This is a genomic window from Pseudoalteromonas sp. S1650 (assembly GCF_005887195.1).
Taxonomy (GTDB): Bacteria; Pseudomonadota; Gammaproteobacteria; order Enterobacterales; family Alteromonadaceae; genus Pseudoalteromonas; species Pseudoalteromonas simplex.
Genome location: NZ_PNDF01000028.1, coordinates 37939 through 54451, shown reverse-complemented (window position 1 = coordinate 54451; position 16513 = coordinate 37939). Strand labels below are relative to the sequence as shown.

The following is a 16513-nucleotide window of genomic DNA, read 5'->3' as shown; positions in this document are numbered from 1 at the left end:
AAGCGCTTTAAGGCTGATAGTAAATCGGTGATTCAGGGCCAACTGGGAAACCCAGAACAAATACCCATAAGTAGAATAACGCGACCCAACCAACAAAGAAGATCATGCTGTAAGGAAGCATGGTCGCAACCAATGTACCAATCCCCATGTCTTTCTTATACTTAGTCGCAACAGCCAGTATCAAACCAAAGTAACTCATCATCGGGGTGATAAGGTTAGTAACCGAGTCACCAATTCGGTACGCCGCTTGAATAGTCTCTGGCGCATAGCCGATTAGCATTAACATTGGTACGAAGATGGGGGCCGTTACAGCCCATTGTGCAGATGAAGAACCTAAGCTTAAGTTTACTAATGCACACATTAAAATGAATAGCACGAATACTTCAGGGCCAGTTAGGTTTAATGCTTGTAAAAGAGCAGCACCGTTAATGGCTAAAATTGTGCCTAGGTTGGTCCATTTAAAGAAGGCAACAAACTGTGCTGCAAAGAAAACCAGCACAATGTACATACCCATCGAGCTCATACTTTTACTCATGGCATCGATGACATCTTTATCGTTTTTCATGGTGCCAACAGCGCGGCCGTAAACAAAACCCGGAATACCAAAAGTCACAAAGATAAATACCACAATGCCTTTTAAAAATGGTGAATGTGCCACAAGGCCTGTTTCTGGATTACGTAAAATGCCGTCTTCAGGAACAATTGTCCAAGCAAGTAATAGTGACACCACTAACAGTGACACACCCGCCCATTTTAGTCCTGACTTTTCTTTATCGGTTAAACCGGCAATATCATTTTTAGGCAAATCGTTGCTTGCTTCATCAGGGTTGTACTTACCAAGGCGCGGCTCAACGATTTTCTCGGTAACAAACGTACCTAAAATGGCAATTAAAAATACCGAAATCATCATGAAATACCAGTTTGCTTCAGCGCCAACTTGATAATTTGGATCAATCATTTGTGCTGCTGGCGTGGTGATACCAGCAAGTAGCGGGTCAATGGTACCGAGTAATAAATTGGCACTGTAACCACCAGAAACACCGGCAAATGCCGCAGCAAGACCGGCAAGAGGGTGACGACCAAGGCTGTGGAATATCATGGCTGCTAATGGAATAAGTACGACGTAACCAAGCTCAGACGCCGTATTTGATAAAATCGCAGCAAACACCACCATAAAAGTAACTAAACGCTTAGATGCGCCCATTACCATGCCGCGCATAGCAGCAGAGAGTAAACCTGAGTGTTCTGCAACACTTACACCTAATAAAGCGACTAATACCGTACCAAGTGGTGCAAAGCTGGTGAAGTTCGTAACAAGGCCAGTAACGATACGCTGCAGGCCTTCGGCACTAAGTAGGCTGACAACTTCAATAACACCATCAGGGTCTCGACCAGCAGCGCCTTCAGGGCGTGGGTCGATAGCGCTTAAACCATACCAATCGGCAATGCCGCTAAAAACGATAATAGCAACGCAGAACATTGCAAATAAAGTGATAGGGTGGGGGAGCATATTACCCAAAAATTCAACGGTTGCTAAAAATCGGTTAAACAACCCATTATTGCCACCTTCATGGGTGTTGTGAGAGTTTATAGTTTTTGACATGTCCAGTTCTCGTTATTTCAAAATGGCGCTAACCTAGCATTTTTTACCGGACAGATCATGTTTTAGCGGTGGGAGAACTAATAGGTACGTTCCAAAATGCCCTTGTACAGCAAGGGATAGCGGCGCAAACGTTTGCCAATGTAATCATCGGCTAGAATTTGCGCACAGATTTGCTCTACATCGTTACTTGCTTCAAATACCCAATCAAAACGCTCAATAGCAAGCAAAAAGCCACGCTTGAGGAACTGTTGTTCACGATAGTAACTAAGATTTTCGCGAATGATATCTAACTTATCTGGGTTAGATTTTAGCTCATTAATAACTTGGTTAATAAACGCCTGCTGTTGCTTTGACTCAGCTTTTACCCGTCGTTTCATTACTTCTTTACAGTTCCTTATCAGCGATATAAAGCACTTTCTTAAAAAGTCCTCTTTGTTCTTTTCATGTTGATAGTCAAGGTGATAAGTATTGTGAAAACCAAAGCGCAGTAACACGCCACTGCCTTTTAGATAGACCGTATAACCATCGATATCCGAAAAAGCGCAAATACCCTCATAAAGCTTTCCATCTTCATGATCTTCACCGTGTTGAATGATTTTTTCATACACTGAGAGGATCAATTTACCGTCTAGCTCATTTTTCATAATGACTCCTTTTTTTGTGTAATACGTTTCAAACCTATAAAAAGTTTAGTGTTATTTTATGTAGGCATTAATTGTGTTGTTGTATTTTTAAAACCCTACTTTGTGATAAATCAGTAAAATCATATTGAGTAAGAAGATGTCGAAAATTTACAATATTTTCTCTTACCTTAAACTTAAGATAGATTTTATTTAAGGGACGCACAATGAAATATAAGTTTATACCCCTGATACTACTAACAGGCTTGTTGCTTGTAAGCAAAAGCATATCAGCAAATACAGCTCCCCTGATGTTAGAAAATGAAGCGGGGAAAATAGTTAAACTTGACAGTTACTTAGGCAAGAAGCCCGTTTACTTAAAGTTTTGGGCGACTTGGTGCAAGCCATGTATGGAGCAAATGCCACATTTTCAGCATGCATATGAGCAATATGGCGATAAAATTCAATTTGTGGCTATTAATATTGATCTCAATGATGATGCAGACGCTGTTGCTAAGGTTAAAGAGCGTTTTTCACTTACTATGCCAATTTTTACTGATCACACAGGGCAAGTTGCTAAACATTATGAATTTATGGGCACCCCTTTTCATGTATTGATTGATAGTGATAAAAAGGTGATTTTTCAAGGCCACGAAGCTGATAAACCGCTTGATAACACATTACGTTTGTTATCACACAATGGCAAAGTTGATGAAGCGCGCTTATTAAACGAAAAGCAAGGCCAAGCCACTCCTTTGGTTATTCCGAACAAAGGAAAAAAAGCCGTATTATTTACCGCAACATGGTGCGACTGGTACTTAGCCGACACGCGCCCTGCAATGGCTAAGCAATGTGTATTAGCGCAGCAACATGCTAATAAACTGGCAGAGCAAGGAGTTGATGTCGAGGTTAAAGTGAGTCAGTTATGGACTGACCAAAGCGCAGTACAAGAATATGTTGATAAATTCGCTGTAACCATGCCAGTTTCAATCGATTATGGTAATGATTTATTTATCGAAAATGGCATTAATTCGGTACCCAGTTTACTTCTCTACAACGACGGAAAATTAGTCTCTAAAAAAGCTAAATTTTAGCTAAAAAACGCTTAATTTTGCTTTGTAATTATGCAAATTTAGCCTATGCTCTAGGCTCATTACACAGTGAGCCTAGAGCATGATAGATAAGGCATTATTAGCAAAAACACGCGAGTTATCTGACCGATTAATCGCACTGCAAACACCCATTCGTATTCTTGATGCGATCAACTGGGATAAACAAATCAAAGAAGAGTTTTTTAAGCATAAGTGCCAAAAGAACCCAACGGTTGATCAAGCCTATTACCAACAGCGTGACCTTGGTTTTGTACCAAGTGAGTTACGTCGTGCGTTTTCGGATTTAAATCGCGATATCATCAGCCAGCTAGGGCAATTAAACCCAATTGCGCAATATATGAGCAAGATGTGTACTGAATATAAAACCGTACTCAGTATGATTGAATATCGTGGTACTCCTGAATTTCATGATTTGTCTGTTGAGTTGTTTGGTCATCCAAAAGATTTATTCCATGCTGGAGAGCCTTCACTTTCTGAACTTGCAACCATGCTTGAGCAGCCGCTAAAAAGCATGCTTGATGCTGATATCTTGCCAGATGATCCAAAAAACATTGATGCAGAAGATGCAGTAAAAATTTTAGCATCACAAGTAGCTCAAACGATGCCAGGCATTGATGTTGAGGTTATTCTGAGCGACGGTATTGTGAGTGATGCTGCGGCAGGTGCAAATAATATTAAACTTAATCAAGATGTTAAATTCTCTCAAAGAGAGCTAGATATTCTTGAGGTGCATGAAGGTTGGATCCATGTTGGGACCACGCAAAATGGTCTTGCACAGCCATATTTAACTTGCTTAAGTAAAGGCACTCCGAGCTCTACGGTCACCCAAGAAGGTCTTGCTGTCTTGACCGAAATTATTACCTTAAAGTCAACGCCGCGACGTTTAGCAAAATTAGTGAACCGTATTCAAGGTATTACTAAGGTTATTGATGGAGCGGAGTTCGTTGATATTTATCGTGACTATATAGCGCAAGGGTTGAGTAAAGACGAAAGCTATACACTTACTCAACGGGTGTTTAGAGGCAGTACAGCAACAGGCTTACCTTTTACCAAAGACATCGCTTATATCAAAGGTTTCGTGTTGGTGTATAATCTTATACGAGTTGCCATTCAGTTAGGTCGAATTGATCAATTGCACTTGTTATTGGTCGGTAAAATCTCAATTGATGATTTTAGACTGATATCGCAATTACATGATTTAGGTGTGATTGAAGACCCTAAATTTATTCCACCACACTTTAAAGACTTACGAGGCCTAGCAACCTGGCTAAGCTTTGGCCGTTTTATTGGTAACTTGTCGTTTGAGCAATTAGAAAACGATTACAAACCACTGTTTCTTTAAACAAAGAAATAAAAAAATGCAGCTGGAATGAGCAGCTGCATTTTAAGAGTTAAAGCATGTTGCCTTACATGCTTTTAGTCGAGGAAACGATTAACCGGTGAGTGCGTCAACCTGCACTACATCATTCAGTACGATAACTTCTGCACGTTTGAAGAAGTTAAAATCTGTTGCGGTTGCTAATGTGTAAGCACCCATCATACGGCTGATGATTAAATCACCATTGTTTAATTTTGGTAGCTTGATTGATTCACTTACTACGTCGATGCTATCGCAAGTCGGGCCTGCTAACACTGACTCAACACGTTCGTTTGATTGTTTGAACGAGTCGATAGGGTACGAGGCTTCATCAAACAATAAACCACTGAATGATCCGTAAATACCATCATCTAAATAGTACCAAGGCTTACCATCACGCACTGCTTGACCCATGACCGATGCAACACTGGTAACCGCACTGGCTACAATAAAGCGACCTGGTTCGGCAATTACGCGAACTGTCTCTGGTAACTGTGCTAAGGCATCATTGATTGGCGCACAAAATTCCTCAATTGGCAGCACGTCTTTGTGGTAAGGCACAGGGAAGCCACCGCCAATATCAAGCGTACTAAGCGCAGGTAATCCTAATGCGGCTACGTCGTTAATCACTTGATTACATGCAGCAATGGCAGTGACATATTTAGCTGGGCTTGCTGTTTGCGAGCCAACATGGAACGACAACCCTTTAATACGAATACCTAATTGTTGCGCGTAGCTAATGATTTCAATAGCCATTGCTGGGCTACAACCAAATTTTTTCGATAAATCAGCGAATGCTTCCGCATTGCGAAAACTTAAGCGAACAAGTAACTCAACCTGGTCTTTGTATGCAATGAACTTTTCTAATTCGTTGATGTTATCAACCACAAACACATTACAACCGTAATCAAGTGCATCACGAATATCACGATCACGTTTGATTGGGTGCGTGTGAATCGTGCGATCACTTGGTACGCCTTGGCTGGCGACTAAGTCAACTTCACCGCTGGTTGCTAAATCAAAGCTGGCGCCTTCTTCTAAAAGCGTACGAACAACCGCAGGATGAGGAAGTGGCTTTAATGCAAAGTGTAAAACAACGCCAGGCAAAGCACGGCTTAATGCACGGTATTGATGACGAACAGATTCACAATCAAGCACCATTAATGGCGCGCCATGTTGCTCAACGAGTTGCTCAATAAATTGGTTTGAAGGTTGTGCTACAGGTTCGTTTGCAGCAACCGATGCTGCAGGTACTTTGATTGTTAAGTCTTGTGTAAGTGTTGAAATAGCCATTTTACTCTCCGGCAATTAAGCAACTGCTCGGAAAAAAATGGAAGTCCGAGTCAGTTGAGTGTTATTAAGCGCACAGTTTGATCTGTGCAATCAAATACACTCTTGGATAGTTGCTCTATCGCCTTGCTACAAACAGGGTTTGTAATGTACTCGGATTGGCTATCATCAAGAAGCGGCGAGATAATAGATCTGCGTTTTTATTTGCGCAAGTGTTTTTTGATAATATTTTGAGTTATTTTTATGCAAAAGTTAGAGGCTGCTTAGTCGTTTTGAAAGAGTATTCCATATTCGTTTGTGTAAATTTTAAGCATTGCTTCTGCGTCGCTAGGATTGTTCATTTGCTGGTGGAGTTCTTTGATATAAGCAGCCATTTCTACCTTTTGCATATAATCATTTATAAGCGACATAGCTCGATAACCTTCTGTGTTTTTACTACATGTAAAAAAGCCATTTATAAATTCTGGGTATTCAGCAATACGTCTTGATGTGAGTTGGTTTAATTCATGAGCTGGAATGTGTACATCAAGTGTTTGTTTGTATGCAACGATGTAATCAATACGTTTGCTGAAAAGTAGGCGGCTTAATTGCAAAAAAGCATTTTCACCGTAAATCGTTGCGACATTGAATTTTTTATCAGCGAAAATGCTATCAAGTTCGCGGTAACTAGTTGAGCCAACAATCCCAAAGCTAGCTTTGCTTTTTAGTAGCTCTGTAACAGAAACAGGCTCCGAACCTGACTTTAAGGTACTTTTAAGGGCGTATAAACGACGCTGTACATGCATGTACGTGGGTATCGTCGAAAATATCATAGCTTTCGATCGATTTTGGGTTTTGATGGCATTGTAAGTGCAACTAGCTTCGTTACCAGATAAGCGTTTTAATAACCGAGCATGATTTGTTATTTCGACATCTATATCGAATTCATCTGCAAGGGCTGGTTTGATTACAGCATTTAGGTGACGGTTGACACTATTTTTGTCAAATTCATTAGCAAAATATGCATGAGACAGAATTGTTAGCTTAGGCTTTTCTGTTGCCGTAGCAGTGTTTAGAGTAAATAAAATTACGATAAACCCAATTAGCCTCATACATAAACTCTTTTTAGTTATCGAGCATTGGTGCTCTCAAATATTTTGTCAGCTGATGCTGCAACAAAGCCAGTGTATAGCTCACCATCTGGTTTTTCGTAGCGCAAAGCAAACTCATAAAAACAACTTGGTACGGCAACAACACCATCGCTAAATTCAACTTCGCTGTCATCAGCAAGGGTTGAAGATTGCTCGAGTAATACCTCTGGTGAACCTTTGATTTCGCCGCCAGATGTATTTAGCGCAAAACCCGCATCTTTAAGTGCTTGGTTTACACTTTCGATATCATCGAATTTAGCCAACTCATTGATGCTCACCGTAAAGTGATTAGCACGGTAACCCCATGCTGACATCCATGCTGCATATTCACTTTCTGCGAGCAGTTTTTTGTAAGTGTCTGAACTTACTTGCCAGTGCGTACCAGAATACAGGAAATTATCGGCTGTAACAGCGTTTTCGTCAATCTGTGCAACCATGTCGTTGACAATTGTTTGCAGCTCTTCTGAACATTGCTCAACAAGTAATTCAGAAATGAAAACTTTAGGTTGCTTAGGATCTGAGTGTTCGAAGTGCTTTGCGTATAGTTTTTTCGCTTCGAAGTGGTACTCGCCGCATTCTTTGTAGCCAACTGCTAAAAAGTGCGCTGCTAGTTTTTCTAAACCGATTTTTTCATGGTTAAAAGTACGTAAAGCAATGTGATCGTTAATCACGTCATCTTTTTGTGTTGAGCCAAGTAACTCATGTACTTTTACCGCCGATGGCGTAACTGATAAATAGTTGTCCCATAGGTTTTCAAATAGGGCGTTTACATCTGTGTGCATGTTTAATTCCTTCAATTAAGGCGGCGAGGCCGCCAAACAATTATTCAATAATTAAGCCCGGCGCAAGGGTCTGTGGTAAGTTAACTTTTTCGGCTTCAACAGAAGCAACAGGGTATGCACAGTAGTCAGCAGCGTAATAAGCGCTCGCTCTGTGGTTACCACTGGCACCAATACCACCAAATGGTGCAGCGCTAGATGCGCCTGTAATTGGTCGGTTCCAGTTAACAATACCGGCACGAATACGTTTTAAGAAATGCTGGTAGTCATCGCTATCATCACTTAATAAACCAGCAGATAAACCAAATGAGGTGTTATTTGCTTCATTAATCGCGCTATCGAAATCTGTGTAGCGATAAACCTTGATAAGAGGACCAAAGTGCTCTTCATCAGGCATATCTTTAACAGCCGTTACATCAATAATACCAGGGCTTACAAAACCAGTCCCCGGTTCAAGATGCTTAAGTTCGACAAGAGAGGTTGCTCCCATATCAAGTAACTGCTGCTGAGCTGCAACCATACCTAGAGCAGCTTTTTCGCTGATCATTGCACCCATAAATGGTTGATCTTCGCTAAAGCTGTCGGCGACTTTAATTTGCTTTGTTGCAGCAATTAATTTTTCTAAAATTGCATCACCATTTGCCGAGTTTTCAATGAATAAACGACGAGAACAGGTACAACGTTGGCCAGAGGTGATGAAACCAGACTGAATAATGTCGTGAACAGCCGCACTTACATCTGCGACATCTTTTACGATCAGTGGGTTATTACCCCCCATTTCCAGCGCTAAAATTTTACCTGGGTGACCTGCAAATTGCTTATGTAATAGGTGACCTGTATTTGAGCTACCCGTAAAGAATAAGCCATCAATATCTTGATGAGAGGCAAGTGCAATACCTGTGTCTACTTCACCTTGCACAAGGTTGATGACACCGGCTGGTAAGCCTGCTTTAAGCCAAAGTTTTAAGGTGAATTCAGCAACATGTGGTGTTAGTTCTGATGGCTTAAATACAACGGTATTACCAGCTAAAATAGCTGGCACAATATGGCCATTTGGTAAGTGACCCGGGAAGTTATAAGGGCCAAACACTGCAACAACACCATGTGGCTTATGACGAATAAATGCTTTAGCGCCAGGCATTGGGTTTTCTGTGGTACCCGTACGTTCGTTATGGGCTCTGATTGAAATGGCGATTTTACCCGTCATTGCACCTACTTCGGTACGTGTTTCCCAAAGCGGTTTACCTGTTTCACGGGCGATGATCGTTGCAAACTCTTCGCTGTGCTCTTTAAGCTCTGCAGCAAAGTTTTCAAGAATAACGATACGCTCTTCAAGAGTCATATCAGCCCAGCCTAGCTGCGCACTACGAGCTGCTTTAATTGCATCGGCGACTTGTTCAGCCGTGGCTGTTTTACCTTGCCAAACAACCTCGCCATTACTTGGGTTGATTGAACTAAAATCATGACCAAGGCCAGCTTGCCATTGGTTATCGATAAGTTGAGTTGTGACACTCATTTTAAACTCCTTAAGTGGTTACAAACGGAAGAACCGTGCTGCATCCCCTTGTTTTAATTTAAGTGCATCTGCCACTTCTTGGCTGATGATTAAGGTGTGCTTGGCGTGATTATAATGAGCATGTTTGGTAAATGTGGCTCTAAAGTCATTCACGCCTTGGTTGCAAATAGCTAATGTATCTGAGCTTTGCTCATTGATATGCGCAAGCTCACCAATGCTGATAGGGCACACTTGTGACTCACGGACACTGCGAATATTGCCAAGCTTTGCTTCTACCGTTGGCCCTGCATCGAATAGGTCGACATAACCACGGTGCTCAAACCCTTCTTTTTCCAAAAGTTTAAGCGCAGGCTTGGTTTTTTCATGAACCTTACCAATCACAGCTTGTGCTTTTTTGCTCAGTAAGTTGGCATAAATAGGGTACTTCGGCATTAACTCGCTGATGAAGACTTTATCGCCTAAACCGACTAAATGGTCAGCCTGTGGGAACTCAATGCTAAAAAAGTGTTCTTGTAACCACTGCCAAAAAGGTGAATGGCCATCTTCATCACTTACACCACGCATTTCTGCGATGATGGTGTCAGCAAAACGCTCGCTATGCTGGGCCATAAATAAAAAGCGAGAACGCGATAAAAAGCGACCTGTTAAACCTTTGCGGTTTTGCTCACGTAAGAACAAGGTACAAATTTCAGAGCAACCAGTGTAGTCATTACACATACTCAGAATATCAACCGTGTTATATACATTGAGAGTAGGTGAATGGTGAACAGTTTTACCTTGGTGGTAATGATATAAAGGAACCGACATTCCTACAGCAGCTTCGATAGCCGTTGTGCCGATAACATCACCCGTTTTACTGTCTTCTAAAACAAATAAATAGGTTTCGTCTTGTGGTTTATTAATGTCTTTTGCAAAACTGCGTTCTGCGCGTTCAATTTTTTCTTGTAGTAAATTGTCGTCAACTGGTAACGAGGTAAAACCATGACCAGATTCAACAGCAATTTGTTTTAACGCAGCAAAATCATTTGCTGTTATAGGACGTAATACTTGCATTAAGTGCACTCCAATGGCGCATGCTTTAAGCATGCGCCAACTAGGATTAACCGTTTACAACGTCTGCAACCGCTTTTTCAAAGCGAGCTAACCCTTCTTTGATATCCTCTAGAGGAATAACTAAAGATGGTGTAAAGCGCACAACGTTTGTACCAGCAACAAGGCTCATTAAACCGTGCTTAGTGCTTGCTACTAGGAAATCACGTGCACGGCCTTCAAATTTGCTGTTAAGTACTGCACCTAATAATAGACCTTTACCACGTACTTCACTAAATACGTCGTATTTTTCGTTGATTGCAGCAAAGCCATCGCGTAACAGCTGTTCGCGCTCTTTAACACCGGCTAGTACTTCTGCTGTATTAACAGTATCAAAAGCAGCTTCAGCTACCGCACATGCAAGTGGGTTACCGCCGTAAGTAGAGCCATGTGTGCCTACTTTTAAATGCTCTGCAATGCTAGCTGTTGTGATCATCGCACCAATTGGGAAACCACCGCCTAACGCTTTTGCTGTTGTTAGGATATCTGGTGTTACATCTAAGCCTTGGTATGCGTATAAATCACCTGTTCGGCCAACACCTGTTTGTACTTCATCAAAAATAAGTAAAGCATTGTGTTTATCACATAATGCGCGAACACCTTTGATAAAATCGCTCGTTGGCGAAATGATACCGCCTTCACCTTGTAGTGGTTCCATCATTACGGCACAGGTGTTGTCACTGATAAGTGCTTCAAACGCAGCTAAATCGTTATAATCACAGTGATCAACAGCAGCAGGCTTAGGACCAAAACCGTCTGAATAAGCCGCTTGACCACCTACGGTAACAGTGAAGAATGTACGACCGTGGAAACCTTTGTTAAACGCGATGATTTGGTTCTTTTGCTCGCCTTGTACATCTAATGCCCAACGACGCGCTAATTTTAATGCCGCTTCGTTCGCTTCTGCACCTGAGTTTGCAAAATATACTTTATCTGCAAATGTAGCGTCAGTTAACTTTTTAGCTAAGCGAAGTGCAGGTTCGTTTGTCATTACGTTTGATAAGTGCCAAATTTTTTCGCCTTGCTCTTTTAGGGCATTGACAAGCGCTGGGTGACAATGGCCTAAACAATTAACGGCAATACCACCTGCAAAATCGATAAATTCTTTACCGTTTTGATCCCAAACACGTGAGCCTTCACCGCGAACAGGAATAACCTCTGATGGGTTGTAGTTTGGTACCATTACGTCGTTAAAAAGTTCTCTTGTTACTTGCATTTATTACACCTAAATCTGGCTTAGTATGAAAAAAGTTAAATTGCAAAAAATAGGTCAGTTAAGCCGTTCCTGCCTAATTAAGCACGATGAGATTATTTTTCTTATCTATTTTTCTTATTATCTGGGTTAGGGACTTAAATTTGCAGTGCTATTTTGTGAAAAATGACTAAAATAAAAAGCAAATTAACGAAAAGAGTAGTCAAAGTGATAACTTCACAAGATGAGAAACTATTAGCTATCTTAAGAACCAACGCGCGTGCGAGTATTTCAGACCTAGCGAGGGCGCTTAACTTATCGCGCTCAACAGTTCAAAGCCGAATGTTAAAATTAGAAGAAACAGGGGTGATCAAAGGCTACAGCGTAGACTATGGAGATGCTTATTTGAGCCAAATGGTATCAGCCCACGTTTCGATTAAAGTGAAACAAAAACTGACCACCAAAACGAACCTTGAACTAAAGCAGATTGATGCTATTTCACAGCTCTATGCAATTAGCGGTGAATTTGATTTGATCGCCGTTGTGCAAGCTCAAAACCTTGAAAAGTTAAGCCACTTGTTAGATGACATTGGTAACTTAGATGGTGTTGAGCGAACAACGTCGTCGGTGATTTTAGAAACGAAGTTTAAGCGTTAACCTTAACCTTTGATTTAGTTTTTGCCTATAGAACTTAATTTGTATCAGCTTGAGGCGCTTTGCGGATGACCTTCTTTTCGACTTCATCAAGCTTTATAACATAGGCATTACCACCAATGCCTTTAAACTCTTCGTCTGTAAAAACAATCGTGTTGTCATCGTAAAAAGTGATGGCTTCTTTTTGCGTAACAATGCCTAAGTCAATACGTGATACATCACCAGAAAAAAACTTATCACCCCGAAAGTTCTCAAATAACCAAATACTGGTGGAATCAAGTAGAACCAACTTAGTTCTATCTGGGCTAAGCGCCGCGGAAGTGATCCAACAAAGCTTTTCCATGGTGGTGCAAGTTTTGAACGAATCAATTAATTCAGCATCAAAATTAGCTGCATGATCGCCAACTTTGTAAACTTTAGTAATGCCATCAAATGGCTCAGTTCGATTTTTGGTAAATAGATACAAATGTCGCCCTAAGGCTACAAAGGCTTCTAAATCAAAATTTCGCTGATCAGGTTGGATGGGGCGACCATCCATTTCGGGGTATGTAAACTTGATAATCTCTGCTTCAGTGGTTTCGCCTTTAATATCGATTGGATTTTCGATTTTATAAATGGTTAACCATTTTCGGTCGTTTTTGTTATTGCCAAAATCACCCAAAAAGAAATGACCAAATTTATTTTGCGTCATATCTTCCCAATCAATGTTTTTAGCATTGGTTACCAAGATTTCTTTTGCAATAGACCCATCTTGATTAAGGCGGTACAACTTGGGTTGATCGCCACTGTCGTTTATGGCCCAAAGTCGATTAAATTTATCAAATTCAATCCCTGAGATTTCTTTGACTTTGGGGTCTACAGACAATCTTTTCTTACTATAGAGAGTGTAAATAGATGAACCAATGAGTAGGCTAGTGATCGCGAAGGAAACTAAAAAAATGGTTAATAGGCTTTTTTTTAACATCAACTGGGTAAAAGTACAGATTAATAGCTGGGATTATAGCGGTTTATGCTATTTTTGTATATTCCAAACACCACGGCCGGTGGCTGATATAAAGTTTAAGTTATCTTGCAAAACTTTGTGCCCCACATTTAAAGATGACTCTGGGTGACTTATCAAATAACCTTGAATACTGTTGATACCCATAGATTTTACCAATTCAAATTGTTTTACATCTTCAACACCTTCAGCCACGACTTTTAAACCGAGCTTAGCACCTAGCTCGCTCACAGAGTGCATTATTTTATGGTATTTAGCGTTATCTTTAGCTTGCGATACGAATAGACGATCTAATTTAATAACATCAATTGGAAGATCTGCAAGCGTACTTAACGAGCTAAAGCCAGTCCCAAAGTCATCAATTGCGATAGTAATACCTTCTGCACGCAATTGTTCGAGTGTTTGAATAATCTTATTGCTTGCTTCAATAAAAGTAGATTCAGTGATTTCAAGCATTAATGCGTGGGCAGGGAGGCCTGTTTTTGATAGTTTATCCATAACCCAATCATAGATATTGCAATGCTTTAACTGTACTCCTGAGATATTTACAGATATTTTAACTTTTCTCATACCTGCGTTGTACCATGCCGACATTTGCCTACATGATTCGAGCATTATCCAGTCTCCAAGTTCTAGAATAATATTCGACTCTTCTGCGATCGGAATAAACTCCTCGGGAGAAATAAGTCCTTCTTTTGGGTGCTCCCACCTAACAAGCGCTTCAAAATAATCAATGGCGCAGTCATCAACATCAACAATAGGTTGAAACGATAAATGAAAATTTTCGCTTGCAATTGCAAGACGCATTTCGTCAAGTAAATAATGATATCGCCTAATTTTCTTGCCCATATCAGGTGAATAGACTTTAAAAATGCCTCGACCATCGGTTTTTGCTCTATACATAGCAACATCAGCCATCTGTAACAGTGATTGTGGTGTGGCTGCACTATCTGGGTAAACCGCAATGCCTATACTTGCACTAATTTTTATTAGTTTATTACCTAAAACGAAGTCACGTTCTATTTCGTGTAAAACATTTTGCGCTACATCTAAGGCTCTATTTTTACATTCTTTAAGGTCAATAAATATCGAAAATTCATCACCACCTAGTCGGGCTAAGTTTTGATCTAGTTGGCTCGTCGGAGATAAGTTAGATAACTTATGGTGTCGCATTATGCTACTTAAGCGTGATGCGACTTGCATTAGAATTTCATCTCCAAAACTATGACCAAAAGAATCATTTACTTGTTTAAAGCCATCTAAGTCGATAAAAAGTAATGCGCAACGATATTTTTGTCGCTCTGCGATTCTAAGTTGTTTGGCTAAATGCTCTATGTATGCGTGGCGGTCAAGCAGGTGAGTGAGCTTATCTTGAAATATACTTATTTCAGACTCTTTAGTGTAGTTAGTGATATGCTTGCTAAGAGCGTCATAGTTGACGCGGAGTTGCTCAATATGCGGTTGTTTAGCTGTAGAGCTGGTAGCTAAGTTGAGACTTTTAAGTAAATCAGATGCTTGAGTATTAAGCAATTTTAGAGTGTAACTCTCATTTCGAGTTTGTACTTTTATATTTACTATCCAGCTTACAGCCATTATCAATAATAATAGTATAATTATATTTATTGGAGCTAACAGTGTAGATAATATTATATCTGAAGAAAGTGCCGCGACAGTCAGCCCTTGCTCAGAGTTTATTACTATATAGGTTTCATTCTCTTTTCTTATTATGTTTTGCCCACTTAATAAAATATTATACCAAGCCGTTTTTGTTATCTGCGATTCTACACCAGTTAAATAGTACAGCTCTATTCCGCTATCAATATAATTTAAATCATTAATTTTTTTTGTTAATAAGATACTCATCCCATAAGCGAAAGCAATTATAGTAATAATAATCGTGAATGAAGTTCGTATTGCATTTGTCATCTAGAGTACCATTTTGGTGCATTTTTATAAATTGTGCTCACCTTTATAATGTCAGTAATTATATTGTTACAGATAAGTTAGCAAAAGCGTTTTATTGATAATGGTGTTTAGATTGGTACAAAATGTGAAAATTCACATCGTTTAGAGTATAAGCTCTATTTGTGGGGTGGTAGTGAGCTAATAATATTCGCTTAGCGTTTACGATGTAAAATAAATTTACTTCACTGGAAAAACGTCCGGTTTTAAATTTTTAAAAGGTTTTTATTTTTATTTTAAAGCTGGGTCTGATGTTGGTTTGATAACTAGTTTTAAATTTTAAATTTACGATTTTGTACTTATTGTTTTTGTCTTTCTGCTTGGGTAGTTTTTAAATAAGTTAATTGGGTAGTAAAAATTAACGGTTGGTTTTGCTTTGTTTTGTAGGTTTTTTCTGGAAGGAATAACGATTTATATATGTCTCATATAGATTTATATAATTTACCTTACAGAAACAATGTAATTTATTTTTGTAAATTATATGCTTATATTTTTACGAAATGAAATAGTGTCTTTTTAGTGTTTTTGCTCTAATTGTTCACTTCAATTTAATTCACTTTACCCAACCCAATTTGTTATCTACTTTTTATAAGTCATTACGAGAGTAGATAAAACATACTGAAATTAAAGTGTATTTTATCATCAACTTGGTTCAGTTATTGCTCGTAATAATACAGCAATATGATTGTTGTAATTTTTGTTTAATTTACGCACTATCTTGGTGCGAAAAACAAACAGTTGCACTGTCATAATGCGTAAATATAGGTTTGATTTACTTAATGAACTTGATGATTTGGTAATCAAGTTTATGAAACCTGGAACGCACAGCCTCCGCTTATAGAGTCGTTGAATGCGGTACTGTGGCAAGGATTAATTTACCAATTGGTTGAATTGGAGCCCACTATGCTAAGCAAACGTTTTTTTAAAACTAAAGACGAAACCGAAGTTACTTTTGAATTTAAGCATCCTGATGCTGAAGATGTGCAATTAGTTGCGGAGTTTACAGATTGGCAGCCTGTGCCAATGAAGTTCAATAAAAAAGAGCAAGTTTTCAAATGCAAGCAGCGTTTACCACTTGATCAAGAGTTTCACTTCCGTTATCTAATCAATGGCGAGACATGGGACAACGACCACCAAGCTGATGGTTATATTCCTAACGGTTTTGGTACTGATAACAGCATTGTTAATACCCAGCGCGCTTAGGTGTTT

General features: G+C 39.7%; 14 protein-coding genes and 1 pseudogene. 4 read left to right on the top strand and 11 right to left on the bottom strand.

Features of this window, described 5'->3' with window-relative positions; all coding sequences use genetic code 11:
- Positions 1 to 7 precede the first annotated feature (7 nt).
- From CWB80_RS10350 to CWB80_RS10340, 3 genes and pseudogenes are all read right to left on the bottom strand, one after another.
- The gene (locus CWB80_RS10350; RefSeq protein WP_138599455.1) at positions 8 to 1603 is read right to left on the bottom strand and encodes an AbgT family transporter; all 1596 of its coding nucleotides are present in this window, start codon (positions 1601 to 1603) and stop codon (positions 8 to 10) included.
- A gap of 77 nt (positions 1604 to 1680) precedes the next feature.
- The gene (locus CWB80_RS10345; protein ID WP_054554529.1) at positions 1681 to 1980 is read right to left on the bottom strand and encodes a hypothetical protein; all 300 of its coding nucleotides are present in this window, start codon (positions 1978 to 1980) and stop codon (positions 1681 to 1683) included.
- Between the two features lie 30 nt (positions 1981 to 2010).
- Positions 2011 to 2247: pseudogene (locus tag CWB80_RS10340) on the bottom strand (DUF3081 domain-containing protein); the annotation flags it as partial.
- A 203-nt stretch (positions 2248 to 2450) separates the two neighbouring features.
- Here CWB80_RS10340 and CWB80_RS10335 point away from each other — a divergent pair.
- Positions 2451 to 3317 (top strand): TlpA family protein disulfide reductase, encoded by an 867-nt coding sequence (locus CWB80_RS10335; protein WP_138599456.1) that lies wholly within the window; start codon positions 2451 to 2453, stop codon positions 3315 to 3317.
- 79 nt (positions 3318 to 3396) lie between these two features.
- A complete protein-coding gene (locus tag CWB80_RS10330; RefSeq protein WP_138599457.1) occupies positions 3397 to 4677 on the top strand; it encodes a flavohemoglobin expression-modulating QEGLA motif protein in 1281 nt (426 codons plus the stop codon).
- A gap of 90 nt (positions 4678 to 4767) precedes the next feature.
- Here the strand turns inward: CWB80_RS10330 and CWB80_RS10325 are convergent, their stop codons facing one another.
- The 6 genes from CWB80_RS10325 to CWB80_RS10300 all read right to left on the bottom strand — a co-directional run bounded on the left by CWB80_RS10325 (position 4768) and on the right by CWB80_RS10300 (position 11712).
- A complete protein-coding gene (locus CWB80_RS10325) occupies positions 4768 to 5985 on the bottom strand; it encodes a type III PLP-dependent enzyme (RefSeq protein WP_138599458.1) in 1218 nt (405 codons plus the stop codon).
- A gap of 260 nt (positions 5986 to 6245) precedes the next feature.
- On the bottom strand, positions 6246 to 7073 hold the full coding sequence (locus tag CWB80_RS10320; protein WP_138599459.1) for a hypothetical protein: 828 nt from the start codon (positions 7071 to 7073) through the stop codon (positions 6246 to 6248).
- Positions 7074 to 7090: 17 nt separating this feature from the next.
- On the bottom strand, positions 7091 to 7894 hold the full coding sequence (locus CWB80_RS10315) for a DUF1338 domain-containing protein (protein WP_138599460.1): 804 nt from the start codon (positions 7892 to 7894) through the stop codon (positions 7091 to 7093).
- A 40-nt stretch (positions 7895 to 7934) separates the two neighbouring features.
- Entirely contained in the window at positions 7935 to 9407 is a 1473-nt protein-coding gene (astD, locus tag CWB80_RS10310) for a succinylglutamate-semialdehyde dehydrogenase (protein WP_138599461.1), read from the bottom strand.
- A gap of 18 nt (positions 9408 to 9425) precedes the next feature.
- Positions 9426 to 10460 (bottom strand): arginine N-succinyltransferase, encoded by a 1035-nt coding sequence (gene astA, locus CWB80_RS10305; protein WP_138599462.1) that lies wholly within the window; start codon positions 10458 to 10460, stop codon positions 9426 to 9428.
- Positions 10461 to 10506: 46 nt separating this feature from the next.
- Complete coding sequence (locus CWB80_RS10300) at positions 10507 to 11712, bottom strand: aspartate aminotransferase family protein (protein ID WP_138599463.1); 1206 nt, start codon at positions 11710 to 11712, stop codon at positions 10507 to 10509.
- Between the two features lie 204 nt (positions 11713 to 11916).
- Here CWB80_RS10300 and CWB80_RS10295 point away from each other — a divergent pair, with 204 nt between their 5' ends.
- Positions 11917 to 12345 (top strand): Lrp/AsnC family transcriptional regulator, encoded by a 429-nt coding sequence (locus CWB80_RS10295; protein WP_054554593.1) that lies wholly within the window; start codon positions 11917 to 11919, stop codon positions 12343 to 12345.
- A gap of 34 nt (positions 12346 to 12379) precedes the next feature.
- Here the strand turns inward: CWB80_RS10295 and CWB80_RS10290 are convergent, their stop codons facing one another.
- Both CWB80_RS10290 and CWB80_RS10285 read right to left on the bottom strand, forming a co-directional pair.
- Positions 12380 to 13306, bottom strand: coding sequence for a hypothetical protein (locus tag CWB80_RS10290; protein ID WP_054554519.1), 927 nt, complete (start codon positions 13304 to 13306; stop codon positions 12380 to 12382).
- Positions 13307 to 13354: 48 nt separating this feature from the next.
- Positions 13355 to 15268 (bottom strand): putative bifunctional diguanylate cyclase/phosphodiesterase, encoded by a 1914-nt coding sequence (locus CWB80_RS10285; protein ID WP_138599464.1) that lies wholly within the window; start codon positions 15266 to 15268, stop codon positions 13355 to 13357.
- 939 nt (positions 15269 to 16207) lie between these two features.
- Between CWB80_RS10285 and CWB80_RS10280 the strand changes: the two genes are divergently transcribed.
- Complete coding sequence (locus tag CWB80_RS10280; protein ID WP_054551968.1) at positions 16208 to 16507, top strand: isoamylase early set domain-containing protein; 300 nt, start codon at positions 16208 to 16210, stop codon at positions 16505 to 16507.
- Positions 16508 to 16513: the final 6 nt, after the last annotated feature.